This is a genomic window from Faecalicatena sp. Marseille-Q4148 (assembly GCA_018228665.1).
Lineage (GTDB): Bacteria > Bacillota > Clostridia > Lachnospirales > Lachnospiraceae > UBA9414.
On record CP073692.1, the window covers coordinates 2,435,143 to 2,453,041 of the forward strand.

18 protein-coding genes and 1 riboswitch are annotated in these 17,899 nt (G+C 42.4%); all 18 genes read left to right on the forward strand.

Annotated elements, in window-relative coordinates; genetic code table 11:
* The first annotated feature begins 4 nt into the window (after positions 1–4).
* Positions 5–481 (forward strand): V-type ATP synthase subunit K, encoded by a 477-nt coding sequence (locus tag KFE17_11625; protein ID QUO31498.1) that lies wholly within the window; start codon positions 5–7, stop codon positions 479–481.
* Between the two features lie 54 nt (positions 482–535).
* The gene (locus KFE17_11630; protein QUO31499.1) at positions 536–1,129 is read left to right on the forward strand and encodes a hypothetical protein; all 594 of its coding nucleotides are present in this window, start codon (positions 536–538) and stop codon (positions 1,127–1,129) included.
* 30 nt (positions 1,130–1,159) lie between these two features.
* Complete coding sequence (locus KFE17_11635; protein QUO31500.1) at positions 1,160–2,131, forward strand: V-type ATPase subunit; 972 nt, start codon at positions 1,160–1,162, stop codon at positions 2,129–2,131.
* Positions 2,124–2,444, forward strand: coding sequence for a V-type ATP synthase subunit F (locus KFE17_11640; GenBank protein QUO31501.1), 321 nt, complete (start codon positions 2,124–2,126; stop codon positions 2,442–2,444). The genes KFE17_11635 and KFE17_11640 overlap by 8 nt, the downstream gene beginning before the upstream one ends.
* 21 nt (positions 2,445–2,465) lie before the next feature.
* Entirely contained in the window at positions 2,466–4,235 is a 1,770-nt protein-coding gene (locus tag KFE17_11645) for a V-type ATP synthase subunit A (protein ID QUO31502.1), read from the forward strand.
* Entirely contained in the window at positions 4,236–5,606 is a 1,371-nt protein-coding gene (locus KFE17_11650) for a V-type ATP synthase subunit B (GenBank protein ID QUO31503.1), read from the forward strand.
* Between the two features lie 34 nt (positions 5,607–5,640).
* Positions 5,641–6,300, forward strand: coding sequence for a V-type ATP synthase subunit D (locus tag KFE17_11655; GenBank protein ID QUO31504.1), 660 nt, complete (start codon positions 5,641–5,643; stop codon positions 6,298–6,300).
* A gap of 140 nt (positions 6,301–6,440) precedes the next feature.
* Positions 6,441–6,845 carry a hypothetical protein gene (locus KFE17_11660; protein ID QUO31505.1) on the forward strand — a complete coding sequence of 135 codons (405 nt, stop codon included), beginning with the start codon at positions 6,441–6,443 and terminating at the stop codon, positions 6,843–6,845.
* A 387-nt stretch (positions 6,846–7,232) separates the two neighbouring features.
* A complete protein-coding gene (locus tag KFE17_11665) occupies positions 7,233–8,525 on the forward strand; it encodes a UDP-N-acetylglucosamine 1-carboxyvinyltransferase (GenBank protein ID QUO31506.1) in 1,293 nt (430 codons plus the stop codon).
* Positions 8,526–8,632: 107 nt separating this feature from the next.
* Positions 8,633–8,735: riboswitch (SAM riboswitch) on the forward strand.
* Between the two features lie 77 nt (positions 8,736–8,812).
* Positions 8,813–10,000, forward strand: coding sequence for a methionine adenosyltransferase (gene metK / locus KFE17_11670; GenBank protein QUO31507.1), 1,188 nt, complete (start codon positions 8,813–8,815; stop codon positions 9,998–10,000).
* A 156-nt stretch (positions 10,001–10,156) separates the two neighbouring features.
* Positions 10,157–11,653: a HAMP domain-containing histidine kinase gene (locus tag KFE17_11675; protein QUO31508.1), complete on the forward strand. Its 1,497-nt coding sequence runs from the start codon at positions 10,157–10,159 to the stop codon at positions 11,651–11,653.
* Complete coding sequence (locus tag KFE17_11680; protein ID QUO31509.1) at positions 11,646–12,335, forward strand: response regulator transcription factor; 690 nt, start codon at positions 11,646–11,648, stop codon at positions 12,333–12,335. Before KFE17_11675 ends, KFE17_11680 begins: the two co-directional genes overlap by 8 nt.
* 190 nt (positions 12,336–12,525) lie before the next feature.
* Positions 12,526–13,434: a DMT family transporter gene (locus KFE17_11685; GenBank protein ID QUO31510.1), complete on the forward strand. Its 909-nt coding sequence runs from the start codon at positions 12,526–12,528 to the stop codon at positions 13,432–13,434.
* Between the two features lie 55 nt (positions 13,435–13,489).
* Complete coding sequence (locus tag KFE17_11690; protein QUO33702.1) at positions 13,490–14,830, forward strand: potassium transporter KtrB; 1,341 nt, start codon at positions 13,490–13,492, stop codon at positions 14,828–14,830.
* Positions 14,831–14,883: 53 nt separating this feature from the next.
* Positions 14,884–15,531, forward strand: a complete 648-nt coding sequence (locus tag KFE17_11695) for a TrkA family potassium uptake protein (protein ID QUO31511.1) — start codon at positions 14,884–14,886, stop codon at positions 15,529–15,531.
* 14 nt (positions 15,532–15,545) lie between these two features.
* The gene (rlmB, locus tag KFE17_11700; GenBank protein ID QUO31512.1) at positions 15,546–16,340 is read left to right on the forward strand and encodes a 23S rRNA (guanosine(2251)-2'-O)-methyltransferase RlmB; all 795 of its coding nucleotides are present in this window, start codon (positions 15,546–15,548) and stop codon (positions 16,338–16,340) included.
* A gap of 128 nt (positions 16,341–16,468) precedes the next feature.
* On the forward strand, positions 16,469–17,146 hold the full coding sequence (locus KFE17_11705) for a cell wall hydrolase (protein QUO31513.1): 678 nt from the start codon (positions 16,469–16,471) through the stop codon (positions 17,144–17,146).
* Positions 17,147–17,287: 141 nt separating this feature from the next.
* Entirely contained in the window at positions 17,288–17,878 is a 591-nt protein-coding gene (locus tag KFE17_11710) for a VanZ family protein (protein QUO31514.1), read from the forward strand.
* Positions 17,879–17,899: the final 21 nt, after the last annotated feature.

The window sequence follows — 17,899 nt, forward strand, 5'->3', positions numbered from 1 at the left end:
TATCATGAGTGAATTAGGATTAGTTTATGCTTTATTAGGAGCAGCAGTAGCTGTATTTTTAGCAGGTGCAGGATCATCAATCGGTGTTGGTATCGCAGGTCAGGCTGCATCAGGAGTTGTAACAGAAGACCCAAGTAAGTTCGCAAAAGTACTTATCATGCAGCTGCTTCCTGGTACACAGGGTATCTACGGTCTGCTTGTTGGATTCATCACATTATCTAAGATTGGTCTGTTAGGCGGAACACCGGCATCAATCGATCCAAAAACAGGTCTTTTGATCCTTGCAGCATGTCTTCCGATCGGTATTGTAGGTCTTATCTCTGGAAAATATCAGGGAAAAACAGCAGCAGCATCTATCGGTATCGTAGCAAAGAAACCAGAACAGTTTGGTAAAGCTATGCTGTTCCCGGCAATGGTTGAGACATACGCAATCCTTGCTCTTCTGATCTCTATCTTAGCAGTAAGTGCTATTCCGGTTTAATTTGCAGCGGAATCAAGAATGTAAATATAGAAATCAAAGAAGGAGAGTTCAAGGATGGCTGGATTAGATAAAATTGTAAACCAGATTCTGGAAGAGGCGAACAACTCCGCAGGCGAAAAGATTCAGAATGCAAAGCAGGAAGCAGAAGAAATCCTGCAGAAAGCAAGAGAAGAATCAGCTAAGGAAACTGAGAAGATTGCAGCAAAGGCTGCAGCTGACGTAAAGAATTACGAAGACAGAGTAAAATCTTCCGCAGATCTTTCCAGAAGAACAAAAATTCTGGAGACGAAGCAGGAAATGATCGCTGCTGTCCTCGACAAGGCATATGTAACTTTCTGTCAGAAATCTGACGCAGAGTATTTTGAAACAATCAAAGCAATGCTGAATAAATTTGCGCTGGCAGAAAACGGAGAGGTTATTTTCTCAGCAAAAGACCTTGAAAGAATGCCGGATGGATTCGCAGAAGAGATCCAGAAAATTGCCGCCGCAAAAGGCGGAACACTTGCCCTTTCAAAAGAGAGCAGACAGATAGAAGGCGGTTTTGTACTTGTATATGGAGGCATCGAAGAAAACTGCACATTCAGAGCGCTGTTTGATTCTCAGAAAGATGAATTACAGGACAAAGTTCAGAAAATATTATTTTTATAAAGCGCATTCCGCGAAAGGAGGATTTGGCTTATGGCAAAACAGGAATACACCTATGCGGTTGCGCGAATCAGAGCGAAGGAAGTGTCATTATTTTCAAAGTCTGTGATTGAGCAGCTTCTCACATGTAAGACAGAACAGCAGTGTCTGCAGTTTTTGTCTGAGAAAGGCTGGGGAGATGCAGATACTCCAATGGAGGCAGAGGCGATACTGACACGCGAGCGTGAAAAAACATGGGAACTGATGAAAGAGTTGGCAGACGATATGTCAGTCTTTGACGTACTGTCATATCCGGATCTGTTCCAGAACCTGAAGGCAGCAGTAAAAGCAGCAGTCAGCGGTTTGGAACATCTGGATATCTTTGTACAGGATACAGCAATTTCCGGCGAAGAGATGCTGGATATTGTAAAGAGCAAAGAATTTCACAGACTTCCGGAATTCATGGCACAGGCAGCGAGAGAGGCTTATGACACACTTCTGCATACAAGAGACGGACAGTTATGCGATATCATGATTGATAAAGCTGCACTGGATGCTATTTATGCAGCCGGTATGAAGGCCGAAGATGATCTGATCAGAGAATATGCAGAGTCTACAGTGGCCGTTGCAGATATTAAGATTGCAGTTCGTTCGCAGAAGACCGCAAAATCTTTGGAATTTATGAAAAAGGCTATGGCAGAGTGCGGCACATTAAGTGTCGATCATCTTGCCCATGCGGCGCTGAATGGAATGGAAGCAATTCAGGAATATTTAGGCGGAACTGTGTATGCACAGGGAGCCGAAGCACTGAAGGAATCTCCGTCAGCATTTGAGTGCTGGTGTGATAACCGGATCATTGAGACGATTAAGCCTCAGATTCGGAATCCATTTTCAATCGGTCCTCTTGTTGCATATGTAATCGCAAGAGAAAATGAAATTAAAACGGTGAGAATTATTCTTTCCGGTAAGCTCAATGGGCTTCCGGAGAAGTCTATCCGGGAAAGGATAAGGGAAATGTATGTATAAGATTGCAGTAATTGGCGATTATGACAGTATTTACGGCTTTGCCACACTGGGTCTTGACACATATCCGGTTACGGACCCGGAGAAGGCAGCAGAACAGTTAACGCAGCTTGCTAAAGGAGGATACGCTGTAATCTATATTACAGAAGCTCTGGCAGCTGTGTTGGAACACGAAATAGATAAATATCGTCTTGAGAAACTTCCGGCAATTATTCAGATTCCGGGTGTATCAGGAAATACAGGTGCAGGTGTTGACGCAGTTAAGAAATTCGTCGAGCAGGCAGTTGGTTCAGATATTCTATTTGGTGATGAATAGGAAAGTGGGTGATTAGTCCAAATGAGTAAGGGAACGATTAAAAAAGTTGCAGGACCGCTGGTTATCGCCAAAGGAATGCGTGACGCTAATATGTATGACGTTGTGCGTGTAAGTAATCAGCGTCTGATCGGTGAGATCATTGAAATTCATGGAGATGAGGCCTCAGTACAGGTTTATGAGGAAACATCAGGATTAAAACCAGGAGAACCGGTAGAATCCATCGGCGAACCTATGTCAGTAGAATTAGGACCTGGTCTGATCACAAGTATTTATGACGGAATTCAGCGTCCGCTTGATGATATCATGAAGGTATCCGGTGGAAACAGCCTGAAGCGCGGTGTCGAAGTTCCTTCTCTGAAAAGAGATAAAAAATGGGAATTCGTTCCGGTTGCAAAAGTTGGCGATGAGGTAGAAGGCGGAGACGTTCTTGGTACTGTACAGGAGACAATCGTTGTACAGCAGAAGATCATGGTACCTCCTTCTATGAAAGGTAAAGTAAAAGAAATCAAAGCGGGTACATTTACTGTAGATGAAGTTATTGCAGTACTTGAGACAGCAGACGGAGACAAAGAACTTACAATGGTACAGAAATGGCCGGTTCGTAAAGGACGTCCGTACCAGAAGAAGCTTCCGCCGCGTCAGCCGCTTGTAACAGGACAGCGAGTTGTTGATACATTCTTCCCGATTGCTAAGGGTGGTGTTGCAGCTGTACCTGGACCATTCGGAAGTGGTAAAACAGTTATTCAGCATCAGCTTGCAAAATGGGCTGAAGCAGATATCGTTGTATACATTGGATGTGGAGAACGTGGAAACGAAATGACAGACGTTCTGAATGAGTTCCCGGAACTGAAAGACCCGAAAACAGGTCAGTCTCTGATGCAGAGAACAGTTCTGATCGCGAACACATCAGATATGCCTGTTGCTGCCCGTGAGGCATCTATCTATACAGGTATTACAATTGCAGAATATTTCCGTGACATGGGATATTCAGTAGCTCTTATGGCAGACTCTACATCACGTTGGGCAGAGGCGCTTCGTGAGATGTCAGGACGTCTGGAAGAGATGCCAGGTGAAGAAGGTTATCCGGCTTACCTCGGTTCTCGTCTGGCACAGTTCTACGAGAGAGCAGGTCATGTAGTATCTCTCGGTAAAGATGCAAGAGAAGGTGCACTTTCTGTAATCGGTGCAGTATCTCCTCCTGGTGGAGATATTTCTGAGCCGGTATCTCAGGCAACACTTCGTATTGTAAAAGTGTTCTGGGGACTGGATTCCGCACTTGCTTACAAACGTCACTTCCCGGCAATCAACTGGCTGACAAGTTACTCTCTGTATGTAGATGATATGGGTAAATGGTTCGATAAGGAAGTTGCAGATGACTGGATGGCAGACCGTCAGAGAATGATGAGTCTTCTTCAGGAAGAAGCAGAACTGGAAGAAATCGTTAAGATGGTAGGTATGGATGCACTTTCACCGACAGACCGTCTGAAGATGGAAGCATCACGCTCTATCCGTGAGGACTTCCTGCACCAGAACTCTTTCCATGAGATTGATACTTATACATCTCTGAGAAAACAGTACCTGATGATGAAACTTGTGCTTGCATACTATGACAATGCAGTAGAGGCATTGAAGAATGGTGCAGCATTAAATGATCTGATCAACCTGGCAGTTCGTGAACGTATCGGACGTTACAAATATACACATGAAGATCAGATTGAAGAAGAATATAAGAAAGTGAGCGAAGAGCTTCACAAAGAAATCGCCAACACACTTGGAAAGGAGGACTTCTAAATGCCGAAAGAATATAGAACCATACAGGAAGTTGCCGGTCCTCTGATGCTGGTACGCGGCGTAGAAGATGTAGCATTTGATGAATTAGGTGAGATTGAGCTGTCCAACGGCGAAACACGTCGTTGCCGTGTTCTTGAAATTAACGGAAGTGATGCACTTGTTCAGTTATTTGAGAACTCAACAGGTATCAACCTTTCCGACAGTAAAGTACGTTTCCTCGGACGAAGCATGGAGCTTGGTGTATCAGCAGATATGCTTGGCCGTGTATTCGATGGTCTGGGACGTCCGATCGATGATGGTCCGGAGATTCTTCCGGAAGCAAGAATGGACGTAAACGGTCTTCCGATGAATCCGGCTGCAAGAAGCTATCCGGAAGAGTTCATTCAGACAGGTGTATCAGCAATTGATGGTCTGAACACACTTGTTCGTGGACAGAAACTTCCAATCTTCTCAGCTTCCGGTCTTCCGCATGCTAACCTGGCAGCTCAGATTGCAAGACAGGCAAAAGTACGCGGAACAGACGAACCGTTCGCCGTTGTATTTGCTGCTATGGGTATTACATTCGAGGAATCTAACTTCTTCGTAGAAAGCTTTAAAGAAACAGGTGCGATTGACAGAACAGTTCTCTTTATGAACCTGGCAAATGACCCTGCGGTAGAGCGTATCGCTACACCGAAGATGGCATTAACAGCAGCAGAATACCTTGCATTTGAAAAAGATATGCATGTACTTGTTATCCTGACAGATATCACAAACTACGCAGATGCACTCCGTGAGGTATCAGCAGCTCGTAAAGAAGTTCCGGGACGTCGTGGATATCCGGGATATATGTATACAGACCTTGCTACAATGTATGAACGTGCAGGCCGTCAGGTTGGTAAGAAGGGAAGTATCACAATGATCCCGATTCTTACAATGCCTGAAGATGATAAAACACACCCAATCCCTGACTTAACAGGATATATTACAGAGGGACAGGTAATCCTGAGCCGTGATCTTTACCGCAAAGGTATTCAGCCGCCGATCGACGTTCTTCCGTCTCTGTCACGTCTGAAAGATAAAGGTATCGGAGAAGGAAAAACTCGTGCGGATCATGCCAATACAATGAACCAGCTGTTCGCAGCATATGCGCGTGGTAAAGAAGCGAAGGAATTAATGGTAATCCTCGGTGAAGCTGCTCTTACAGAAATCGACCTGATCTATGCTAAGTTTGCAGACGAATTCGAGAAAGAATATGTATCTCAGGGTTATTTCACAGATCGTCCGATTGAGGAAACACTAGAAATCGGATGGAAATTGCTTTCTATCCTGCCGAGAAGTGAGCTGAAACGTATCGATGATAAGTTCCTGGATATGTATTACGGAAAATAATCCGTAAGGAAACTTAGAAAGAAGGTGACGATCGTTGGCATCTACCCAGGTAACTCCAACTCGAATGGAGTTGACAAGATTAAAAAAGAAATTAGTCACAGCTACAAGAGGTCATAAGCTTCTGAAGGATAAACGTGACGAACTGATGCGGCAGTTCCTTGATCTCGTTCGTGAGAATATGGAGCTTCGCAAAAAAGTAGAAGCCGGGATTCTTTCTGCCAATAAGAACTTTGTAATCGCTAAGGCAGGTATGTCAGCGGCAACGCTGAATACTGCGCTCATGATACCGAAACAGGAAGTAAATCTGGAAGTAAGTGATAAAAACGTTATGAGTGTTGATATTCCGGTTATGGAATACCACACAAGAACTGCAGATGCAAATGATATCTATTCATATGGTTTTGCATTTACATCCAGCGATCTTGACGGAGCGGTGAAGTCACTTGCGGATATTCTGCCGGATATGTTAAGACTTGCAGAGGTAGAGAAAGCCTGCCAGCTCATGGCATCTGAGATTGAGAAAACAAGACGGCGTGTAAATGCGCTTGAGCATGTAATCATTCCGGAGGCACAGGAAAATATCAAATACATTACAATGAAACTGGATGAGAATGAGCGAAGCTCTCAGATCCGGTTGATGAAAGTAAAAGATATGATGCTGGAAGAGGCTCATCATTACAGTGAAAAGGCATAGAGACCTGGAATCTGAATAACAATTAAATAGAAGTAAAGAAAGCTGTTGCTTGCAATACAGATTGTGAGCGGCAGCTTTTTTCACATTTTAGAGAATTTTTCATATGGTAAACTATATTAAACTGAAATGGAGTGCAGAACATGGAATATCGTCTACCATATTATATGACTTATCCAATGCCCCTTGCATATGATGATGAAAAAATCGATCGAAGAGATTTTGAGTACATGAAAAGTATGTATCCGGATCTGGCAAAGAAGATCCTCCCTCATGTGGAGGCGGAATGTGAACGGATGGAATATGAAGGAAGTATGATCTATGATGAATATCCGGATCAGCTTCAGCTCCGCATGATGTGCAGCAGGATTTATAATCAGGTAATGCAAACCAGTGATAGAAAAGAAGAAGCAGAACTTCAGATGCAGTATTATGGGGGAGCAAGAGAGAGAGAACAGTTAGTGCGGGAGCTGGTTCAGGTACTTCTTTTTCAGGAATTATATAAAAGACGGTGCGATAAAAGACACTGCCGGAGAAAATTTTATTAGATATTGTTTGAATTTTTGAAATAAATTAAATAATTAATGGAAAATAAAGGAAAACATAGCGTTTTTGTAGAAAATATCAACTTTACGGAAGAAATACGCTGTGATAAAATAAAAGCAGAACATGTGCGAAACCGGGGAGAAGTACAGATGAAAAACAGAAACATCATCGTATACTTGAAAGCGTCTTTTGACACAATAAGTAAATAGAATCGAACGCTCAGCGGTCTGCGAAACGTTGGAAAATAAAAAATATTTTACAAATCCGTATTTTATGCTATAATAGTAAAGATTATAAGCTTTTAGAGGCTTTCTTTTTTATTTTTGGAAATAAGATTTTTAGAAAAATAAATTGGATCTGTAAATAGAAATCGATAATCGAGGTGCGATATGGAACAGTATATAATTAAAGGTGGTAATCCGCTCGTTGGCGAAGTTGAGATTGCCGGTGCAAAGAATGCAGCGCTTGCAATTCTCGCGGCAGCGATCATGACGGATGAGACAGTAACAATCGATAACCTTCCGGATGTGAATGATATTAATGTATTGCTTGAGGCAATCAGTGGAATTGGAGCAACTGTACAGAGAATTGACAGACATACTGTCAAGATTAATGGAAGCACGATCAGTGATCTTGCGATTGAATATGACTATATCAAGAAGATTCGTGCATCTTACTATCTGTTGGGTGCTTTGTTAGGAAAATACAAAAGAGCAGAAGTTGCATTGCCGGGCGGATGCAATATCGGAAGCCGTCCGATCGATCAGCATCTGAAAGGATTTCGCGCTCTTGGGGCAGAGGTTGAGATTGAGCATGGTTCAATTCTTGCAGAGGCAGAGAGACTGAAGGGAACCCATCTGTATTTTGATGTTGTCAGTGTTGGAGCGACGATTAATGTCATGATGGCAGCAGCGATGGCAGAGGGGAATACCATTCTGGAGAATGTTGCAAAAGAACCACATGTTGTAGATGTTGCCAATTTCCTGAACAGCATGGGCGCTAACATTAAGGGAGCAGGAACAGATGTAATTCGTATCAAAGGGGTTTCCAAGTTAAATAAAACATCTTACTCTATTATTCCGGATCAGATCGAAGCCGGCACATTTATGTTTGCAGCAGCAGCTACCCGCGGAGATGTAACGGTAATGAATGTGATTCCAAAGCATCTTGAGGCAACGACAGCGAAGCTTGTAGAGATTGGATGCGAAGTAGAAGAATTTGATGATGCAGTAAGAGTTGTGGCGAAGAAGCGTCTGGGACATACACAGGTAAAGACACTTCCATATCCGGGCTTCCCGACAGATATGCAGCCGCAGATGGGAGTACTGTTATCTCTGTCAGAAGGGACAAGTACGATTACAGAGAGTATTTTTGAAAATCGTTTCAAATATTTGGATGAGCTGGCTCGTATGGGCGGCGTTTCTAAAGTAGAGGGGAATTCTGCAACGATAGAAGGCGTGGAGAGATTCTCTGGTGCGAGAGTGAGCGCTCCGGACCTGAGAGCCGGTGCAGCGCTTTGTATTGCCGGACTTGTGGCAGATGGAATTACGATCGTGGACGATATCGTTTATATCCAGAGAGGATATGAGTGCTTTGAAGAGAAGCTCAGACGTCTTGGCGGTTTGATTGAGAAAGTAGAGACAGAGAAAGATATTAAGAAATTTAAGCTGAAAGTCAGCTAAGAGAAAAGTATTGGAATAACACCGGAGGAAAGCGAAAAAATTGCTTGACATTTCCGGAAAAACGGTATAATGTATATCGTGCAGCAAATGAAAAGAGAAGAAATAGCCTTTTATTCAGAGTGGTGGAGATACAAAGGATCTGTGAAGCCACGGCAACCCCTCAAATATTGAGGAAGGTGCCAGCCTGAGCGAGTGATCGAACAATAAGAGGATTGTTTAAGATAGAGAAACAGTCCGATTATTCGGGCTGTTTTTTCAATGTATGATAGTTAAGAAAGGACTTTAAGATGGAAAGAAGATTATTTACATCAGAATCAGTAACAGAAGGACATCCGGATAAAATGTGTGACGCAATCTCAGATGCGATCCTGGATGCGTTAATGGAACAGGATCCAATGAGCCGTGTTGCATGTGAGACAGCCACAACAACAGGTATGGTTATGGTCATGGGAGAGATTACAACAAATGCTTACGTAGATATCCAGAAAATCGTGCGTGAAACAGTGCGTGAAATCGGATATACACGAGGAAAATTCGGATTTGATGCAGATAACTGCGGTGTGATCACAATGATCGATGAGCAGTCAGAAGATATCGCGCTTGGCGTAGATAAAGCTCTGGAAGCAAAAGAGCATACAATGACAGATGAAGAGCTGGATGCAATCGGAGCCGGAGATCAGGGAATGATGTTTGGTTATGCATGTGACGAGACAGAGGAATATATGCCATACCCGATCTCTCTTGCACATAAGTTATCAAGAAGACTGACAGAAGTAAGAAAGAACGGTACACTTCCGTATTTGAGACCGGATGGAAAATCACAGGTCACAGTAGAATATGATGAAGAGGGTGTTCCGTGCCGTCTGGATGCTGTTGTACTTTCTACACAGCACGATCCGGACATTACACAGGAACAGATCCATGCCGATATTAAAAAACATGTATTTGAACCGATCCTTCCGGCAGAGATGATTGATGAGAAGACAAAATTCTTCATTAATCCGACAGGACGTTTCGTAATTGGCGGACCTCACGGAGACAGTGGACTGACAGGACGTAAGATTATTGTTGATACTTACGGTGGAACAGCTCGTCACGGCGGCGGCGCTTTCTCAGGAAAAGACTGTACAAAGGTAGACCGTTCAGCAGCTTACGCAGCACGTTATGTTGCGAAAAACATCGTAGCAGCAGGTATTGCAAAGAAATGTGAGATTCAGCTTTCTTATGCGATTGGTGTTGCACATCCGACATCAATTATGATCGATACCTTTGGTACAGGTAAGATTGCAGAATCTAAATTAGTTGAGATTGTCAGAGAGAACTTTGACCTTCGTCCGGCAGGAATTATCAAAATGTTAGATCTGCGCCGTCCGATCTACAAACAAACAGCAGCTTATGGACATTTCGGACGCAACGATCTGGATCTTCCGTGGGAGAAATTAGATAAAGTGGAAACACTGAAGAGTTATTTATAAAAAGAAAAATAGCAGAACAATTAAGCGGAGATATTGCAGCAGCAGTATTTCCGTTTTTTTACAAAAAATTTATAAATGTTTATGTGTGCTTTCGTGAATTGCCGGCAGACTTATGGTATGATAAGAAAGAAAAACAAAGTGAAAGGATGTAGATGTATGAAGCTGAAAATGAGGCTGATCATAGCATTTATTACAGTCATCACACTTCCGGTTTTTTTGACATCACTGGCAATTGTAGGATTTGGACAGTATCAGATTAAAGCAATTGAGAAAACATATGGAATTACAGGGACAACCTACGAGACATTTTCTAATCCAACTCAGATATTTAACAGGCTGACAGAAGCCTCTTATCATGAACTGACAGACGTAGCAAGGTGTAAACCGACACAACTTGAAGACGCCACATATCTGGAAACATTTAACAGACAGCTTTTAAAGAAAAATTCATATCTTCTTGTAAGAAAGGCAGATACAATTGTATTTCTTGGAGAAGAACTGGAAGGAACCACAAGAGTAATAGCAGAACTTCCGGCGTACAATTCAGATACATCAGGTTCTGAAAATGGGGTTTATCTTGGAGGGGAGCTTCCGGTATTATTAAAGCAGGTAGACTTTAAATACAGTGACGGATCTAAGGGCAGCGCCTTTATTGTGACGGATGTGGGAGAAGTTATGCCGGAAGTAAAGGAATTCCTGATTGATGTTCTGCTGGCAGTGATTCTTACACTTGTGCTGACGGCGTCACTGATGATTATATGGATCTACCGGGGAATTTCACAGCCGATTGCAAAGATGCAGGATGCTGCAAATAATATCAAAGAAGGTAATCTGGATTTTGAATTGGAACCGGAGACAGATGATGAGCTTGGAAGTTTGTGCCAGAACTTTGAAGAAATGAGAAAAAGGCTTCAGGATAATGCGGAAGAGAAGCTGAAATTTGATCAGGAGAATAAAGAACTGATCAGTAATATTTCTCATGATCTGAAAACTCCGATTACAGCAATCAAAGGTTATGCAGAAGGAATTATTGACGGAGTTGCTGATACGCCTGAAAAGATGAATAAATATGTTCGGACAATCTACAATAAAGCAACAGAAATGGAACGGCTGATTAATGAGCTGACATTGTATTCAAAGATTGATACGAATCGAATCCCATATAATTTTGCAACACTCCTTGTGGCAGATTATTTTGATGACTGTGCCGAGGATCTTCAATTAGAACTGAGTGCAAAGGGAGTTGGTTTTACTTATTTTAATTATGTGGACAGCAGTGTTAAGATTATTGCAGATGCAGAGCAGTTAAAGCGAGTAATCAATAACATTATTTCAAATTCATTGAAATATATGGATAAAGAACAGGCAATTATCAATCTGAGGATCAAAGACGTGGGAGATTTTATTCAGGTTGAGCTTGAAGATAATGGAAAAGGCATCGGAGCAAAGGAACTTCCGAATATTTTTGATCGTTTTTACCGAACGGATGCATCACGGAATTCGTCAAAAGGCGGCAGCGGAATCGGACTGTCGATTGTGAAGAAGATCGTGGAAGAGCACGGTGGAAAGATCTGGGCGACAAGTAAGGAAGGAACCGGAACGACAATGTACTTCGTAATAAGAAAATATCAGGAGGTACCTGCAAATGAGTAGGATATTAATAATTGAAGATGAAGAAGCAATTGCAGAGCTGGAGAAAGACTATCTGGAGTTGAGCGGTTTTGAAGTTGAAGTGATGAATGACGGAAGCGCAGGATTACATCAGGCGTTAAATAAAGACTATGATCTGTTCATTCTTGACTTGATGCTTCCGGGTGTGGATGGATTTGAAATCTGTAAAGAGATTCGAAATAAGAAGAATACTCCAATCATTATGGTATCAGCCAAGAAAGATGATATTGATAAGATTCGTGGACTTGGGCTTGGAGCAGATGACTATATGACAAAACCATTCAGTCCGAGTGAGCTTGTAGCGCGTGTGAAAGCACATTTAGCCCGTTATGAACGGTTGATTGGAAGTAATGCTCAGGAAAATAAAATCATTGAAATCCGTGGGCTTAAGATTGATACAACAGCAAGAAGAGTATGGGTGAATGGTGAAGAGAAGACATTTACCACAAAAGAATTCGATCTGCTGGCATTTCTTGCAAGTCACCCAAACCATGTGTACAAGAAAGACGAACTGTTCAGCGAAATCTGGGATATGGAATCTATCGGAGATATTGCGACAGTAACAGTTCATATCAAGAAGATTCGAGAGAAAATTGAATTTGACACCTCCAATCCGCAATATATTGAAACAATCTGGGGTGTAGGATATCGATTCAAGGTATAATAAAGCAATTTATCATTATGAAAAAATATAATAGAGAATTTTGAAATGAGATTAGGATAGGAAAAACCAACAGTAAAATAGGCTAAAATGCCTGTAAAACTGTTGGTTTTTTTATGTGCAAATTACTACTATCTTCACACATAGAAAAGTGCTATACTAATGAGTCAAAGGAAGAACAGGGAGAGAAATTATGGAAGAAAAATTACAAAAACCAATGACGGTATGCCTTTTGGCATTGTTATGTTGTGCGCTGTGGGGAAGTGCATTCCCATGCGTGAAAATCGGATATGAGTTGCTGCATATTCAGGATGTAGGAAGTCAGATTCTATTTGCAGGATATAGATTTTTTCTGGCGGGGATATTTACATTTGTAATAGGAAGTGTAATGGAGAGAAAATTATTGACGGTAAAACGTACTTCCGTAAAATATGTTGCGGCACAGGGGGTTCTTCAGACTGCGTTGCAATATTTTTTCTTTTACGTTGGATTGGCGAATACAACAGGAGCAAAGGGATCTGTTATCAATGCGTCAAATGCGTTTATTTCCATTATTGCGGCAGCAGTGTTGATTCGGACTGAAAAGATTACATGGAAAAAGGCTGTTGGCTGTGCGATCGGATTTGCAGGTGTGATTGTGATTAATCTGTCACCGGGAGCGTGGGGAGATGGTTTTCATCTTCTTGGAGAAGGAATGATTTTTATGAGTGCGTTATGTTATGGAATCAGTTCTGTCACGTTGAAAATGATTTCTGACAGAGAATCTCCGGTAACGATTACAGCATATCAGCTTTTGATCGGGGGAGCGATTCTTGTGATCTCCGGTATGGTATCCGGCGGAAGTGTAACCGGATTTACATGGAAATCGTCATTGTTGCTTGGATATATGGCGTTGTTATCTACAGTTGCATTCAGTATATGGAGTCTGCTTTTAAAATATAATTCTGTCGGCAAAGTAACGATTTATGGATTTTCGATACCGGTATTTGGAGTAGCGCTTTCAGCATTATTTCTTGGGGAAAATATTTTATCCTGGCAGACAGTAATTGCATTAATTATGGTAAGTGTTGGTATTATTATTGTAAATAAAAGTGCAGAATAGAGGACATGCAATGAAATTTCATTATAAAAAATTAAGACAATCTCATATTTCTACGATGCAGTTGCTTGTATCTGGATTTTTAGGAATTATCCTGGCAGGGGCAGTTTTGCTATGGCTTCCGGTCAGCAATCAGCAACCGATTGCATTTATTGATGCTTTTTTCACATCCGTATCAGCGGTATGTGTGACAGGGCTTGTAACGATTGTTCCGGCAGCTCAGTTTACATTATTTGGAAAAGTGATTCTGCTGATTTTAATTCAGGTAGGCGGTCTTGGAATTATTGTATGTATGACGGTGTTTTTTATGCTGCTTGGGAAACGGATTACATTGCGTCAGCGCATTTATATACAGCAAACTTATAATATGGATACACTTTCAGGAATGGTGCGTCTGATTCGTTGGGTATTGAAAGTTACTTTGGTAGTAGAGGCGATGGGAGCAATTGGCTATGCAATTCGCTTTGTTCCGCTATATGGAATTGGGAAAGGAATCTGGTATTCCATCTTTCATTCGATCTCGGCGTTTTGTAATGCGGGAATTGATATTCTTGGAGACAGCAGCCTGGCTGGATATGTGACGGATCCCGTTATCAATCTTGTTACAATGGCGCTGATTATCAGCGGAGGATTGGGATTTACTGTCTGGAGTGATATCCTTCATGTGCTGAAGATCCGGGAGACATATCAGAGAACGCCGGGAAGGATTTTCAGGCAAATGTCTCTGCAGACGAAAATGACACTCGTGATTACCGGAATTCTTATTGCAGCAGGAGGAATCGGAATTTTTTGTCTTGAGTATTCCAATGCGGATACCATTGGCGCAATGTCAAACGGAGATAAGCTGCTGGCATCTTTTTTTCATGCGGTGTCTACTAGAACAGCCGGATTTGCGACAGTTGCACAGGGTGGGCTTCGTGATGCAACGATTTTATTTTCCTGTATTTTGATGTTCATCGGAGGCTCTCCGGGAGGAACAGCGGGCGGTATTAAAACAACAACTGCCGGGATGCTTCTCTTTTCCTGTGTTGCCGTACTGCGGGGAGGAAAAGATACGGAGTGCTTCGGACGAAAGATTGCTGCCGAAAATGTCCGTACAGGAGCATCAATTGTGATGGTGGCGGTGCTTGCGCTTCTGGGCGGTACTATTCTTGTGGCAGCAGCAGAGCCGGCAATGGCTCTTGGAGATGTGATTTATGAAACAACGTCTGCGATTGGTACAGTCGGACTGAGTACAGGGATTACGCCGATGCTTTCTGATTTTAGCAAATGCGTTATTATGTTTTTGATGTATATTGGAAGACTTGGACCGGTAACAGTAGTGCTTGCCTTTGTATCACGTCAGGATATCGGAAAGAAAGCGAGAAAGCTTCCGGAACGGCGGATTATGGTAGGCTAGAGAAATGTTTTTGAAACGGTAAATGAGGACAGACAGCAGAGAGGAGTTATGCTATGAGAGAATATCTTGTATTAGGACTTGGAAGTTTTGGAGTCAGTGTCGCGCTGACACTGGAGGAAATGGGATGTAATGTAATTGTAGTAGATAAATCAGAAGAGAAAGTCGAGGCAATTGCAGATAAAGTCAGCTATGCGATGTGTGCTGATATTGAGGAGGAAGAAACGCTTCGCTCTCTCGGAGCAAGGAATCTGGATGGCGCTGTGATTGCGGCAGCGGAGCAGCTTGAGGCGAGCATTCTTGCAACAATCATTTTAAAGGAGATTGGTGTTCCTTATGTACTGGCAAAAGTCAATAGCCGTCTGCATGAAAATATTTTGAAAAAAGTTGGTGCGGATGCAGTAATATTTCCGGAGAAGGAAATGGGAATCCGAGTGGCGAGACGTCTTGTTTCTACGAAGGTTCGTGACTGGATTAATCTTTCGGATGAATACAGCATGGTAGAGCTGGCTATTCCTGATGGGTGGATTGGAAAGAGTCTTGTAGAATTAAAAATCCGGGAAAAATACGGCGTCAATGTAATTGGTTACCGGATTGGGCGTACAGTCAGTATTACGGTTGATCCTTGTAAGCCGCTGCCGAAAGATTGTGAATTAATTATGGTAGGTGCGGAGGAGGTATTAGAAAAATTCCGTGAGAGTTAGGGAGATTTGAAAATATGATAACAAGTACAGGAAATGCACAAGTGAAACAGTTGATTCAGCTGCAGAAGAAGGCAAAAGCCAGAGAAGAGAGAGGGATATTTCTGGCAGAGGGGATACGGATGCTCAAGGAAACACCAAAAGAGCGTTTGGAGAAGTTGTATCTGTCAGAAAGTTTTTATGAGAAGAGAAAGGATGAACTGGATCTTGCCGGAGTTCCGGTGGAAATCTTGTCCGACCAGGTATTTCGTCATGTCTCAGACACGCAGACGCCCCAGGGAGCTCTTTATCTTGTGAAGAGAAGCGAGACAACATTGGAAGATATTTTGAAACAGGAAAAGACTCCGCTTTTGATGGTGCTTGATAATCTTCAGGATCCGGGAAATCTTGGGACGATTATGCGAACTGCAGAGGGAGCCGGTGCGACAGGAATTATTCTCAGCAAAGATTGTGTGGATATGTATAACCCGAAAGTAATCCGCTCAACAATGGGAGCAATTTATCGGATGCCTTTCGTATATGTAGAAGATCTTCCGGCTGTATTGGCGGAATTAAAAAAATGCGGAATTGTAACTTATGCGGCTCATTTGGAAGGACAGCATTTTTATGATGAGGAAGATTTCTGTGAGGCGGCGGCATTTCTTATCGGAAATGAAGGAAATGGACTGCGTGAAGAGGTAGCACAGGCCGCAGAAAAGAAAATAAAAATACCAATGTATGGAAAGGTAGAGTCTCTTAATGCCGCTGTGGCGGCGTCTGTCCTAATGTATGAGGCTTGCCGGCAGCGAAGAAGAGATTTGACAAAGAAATAAAATAGTGTTAAGATATCCGGGCAATAAAATGTAACAAATTTGTAATAAATGTAATAAAATTAAAATAAGTGTGTATAATCTTATTAATAATTCGAAATTTGTTTCAGAACATATTGGAGGATATCAAAATGAAATTTGAAAAAGTAAAAATAATTTCCTGTGGAGCAGCGGTGGCATTTAGTCTTGTTCTGGCAGGATTCTCCGGAGCAGCGGCAGAAACTCAGGAGAAAAGAGTATTGCAGCAGGAGAGTCCGTTGGAAGCGCTTTCATTTGAGGTGTGGGCGACGGAAACGAGCGAACATTTGCAGGAAGAAAAGCGGGCAGAGGAAGCACGCCTGGAGGCAGAAAGAGTAGCGAAAGAAAAGGCGAGGCTTGAGGCAGAAAAAGCTGCTGCAGAAAAGGCACGTCTGGAAGCAGAGGAAGCAGCTAGAAAAGCGGCAGAAGAGGCAGCGGCTGCAAAGGCGGCAGCAGTGGCAGAAAGTGAGAAAGAACTTCTGGCAGCGCTGATCTATTGTGAGGCAGGCGGAGAACCGTATGAAGGCCAGATTGCTGTAGGTGCAGTCGTTTTAAACCGGGTAGCCAGCGGAACATTTCCAAACTCTATTACAGATGTTATTTATGATAGCGGACAGTTTGGACCGGCGATTACCGGGAAACTTGATCGGGTACTGGCAAGCGGAAAGACAACAGAGAGCTGCCGACAGGCGGCGGCAGATGCGCTTGCGGGGATAAACCCGGTTGGCGATGCATTGTATTTTGGATACGGTAACTACGGAATACAGATCGGGGGACACTGGTTCCATTAAACTTAAGAAAAAAATAATTTGTCAAAACGATACTCCTACTTTATAATTAGGGTTAATTTCTGGGGAAATGGGGAGACTATCTTCGGGAAATGAAATGTCTGCCGGAGAGCAGAGCTGATAAACAGAAAGGGAGTATCTGATTTGGATTTTATCACAGCAGGAGATTATAAAAATTATCTGGCGCGGATGTTTCAATTTGACTGGACGAAAGTATGTCTGATCATGATTGCATCCGCGATTTTCTTTTTATTGATATATACAATTACGCAATGGAAGTATTTGAGTTTTCAGGGAATCTGTGTCTGTATGCTTCTTGGTGTTTATATGGGATGTGTAGCAGGAGTAACGCTCTATAATCGGACACCAACCGGAGTGCATCGGGCGAATCTGGATCTTTTCTGGTCTTACCGTGCATATTTTGAGACTGGAAGTAAGATTAGGATTGTAGAGGATGTATGTAATATTGTGATGCTTGTTCCGTTTGGCATATTAGTTCCAATCTTGTTTAGGTGGGCAAGGAATTTCGCAGTGTTTTTTCTCTGCGATCTTGCATTTACAGTGTTTATTGAGGGGATGCAGTATTATACGACGAGAGGCTTATTTGAGCTTGATGACATTTTTAATAATGCGCTTGGCGGTATTGCAGGTTTTCTGATATTCTCGATGATATATATGGTTATTCGGGATTGCCGAAGACTTTTCTGTCGAAGACATATGTGCAGAGAATATTAAAAATTATTATAAAAAAGAAAT

Coding starts and splice junctions, on each gene's coding strand:
- KFE17_11695 (QUO31511.1), top strand. CDS start 14,884: ATGAGAGAATATCTTGTATTAGGACTTGGAAGTTTTGGAGTCAGTGTC.
- KFE17_11650 (QUO31503.1), top strand. CDS start 4,236: ATGCCGAAAGAATATAGAACCATACAGGAAGTTGCCGGTCCTCTGATG.
- KFE17_11685 (QUO31510.1), top strand. CDS start 12,526: ATGGAAGAAAAATTACAAAAACCAATGACGGTATGCCTTTTGGCATTG.
- metK (QUO31507.1), top strand. CDS start 8,813: ATGGAAAGAAGATTATTTACATCAGAATCAGTAACAGAAGGACATCCG.
- KFE17_11665 (QUO31506.1), top strand. CDS start 7,233: ATGGAACAGTATATAATTAAAGGTGGTAATCCGCTCGTTGGCGAAGTT.
- KFE17_11690 (QUO33702.1), top strand. CDS start 13,490: ATGCAGTTGCTTGTATCTGGATTTTTAGGAATTATCCTGGCAGGGGCA.
- rlmB (QUO31512.1), top strand. CDS start 15,546: ATGATAACAAGTACAGGAAATGCACAAGTGAAACAGTTGATTCAGCTG.
- KFE17_11635 (QUO31500.1), top strand. CDS start 1,160: ATGGCAAAACAGGAATACACCTATGCGGTTGCGCGAATCAGAGCGAAG.
- KFE17_11630 (QUO31499.1), top strand. CDS start 536: ATGGCTGGATTAGATAAAATTGTAAACCAGATTCTGGAAGAGGCGAAC.
- KFE17_11660 (QUO31505.1), top strand. CDS start 6,441: ATGGAATATCGTCTACCATATTATATGACTTATCCAATGCCCCTTGCA.
- KFE17_11625 (QUO31498.1), top strand. CDS start 5: ATGAGTGAATTAGGATTAGTTTATGCTTTATTAGGAGCAGCAGTAGCT.
- KFE17_11640 (QUO31501.1), top strand. CDS start 2,124: ATGTATAAGATTGCAGTAATTGGCGATTATGACAGTATTTACGGCTTT.
- KFE17_11645 (QUO31502.1), top strand. CDS start 2,466: ATGAGTAAGGGAACGATTAAAAAAGTTGCAGGACCGCTGGTTATCGCC.
- KFE17_11705 (QUO31513.1), top strand. CDS start 16,469: ATGAAATTTGAAAAAGTAAAAATAATTTCCTGTGGAGCAGCGGTGGCA.
- KFE17_11680 (QUO31509.1), top strand. CDS start 11,646: ATGAGTAGGATATTAATAATTGAAGATGAAGAAGCAATTGCAGAGCTG.
- KFE17_11675 (QUO31508.1), top strand. CDS start 10,157: ATGAAGCTGAAAATGAGGCTGATCATAGCATTTATTACAGTCATCACA.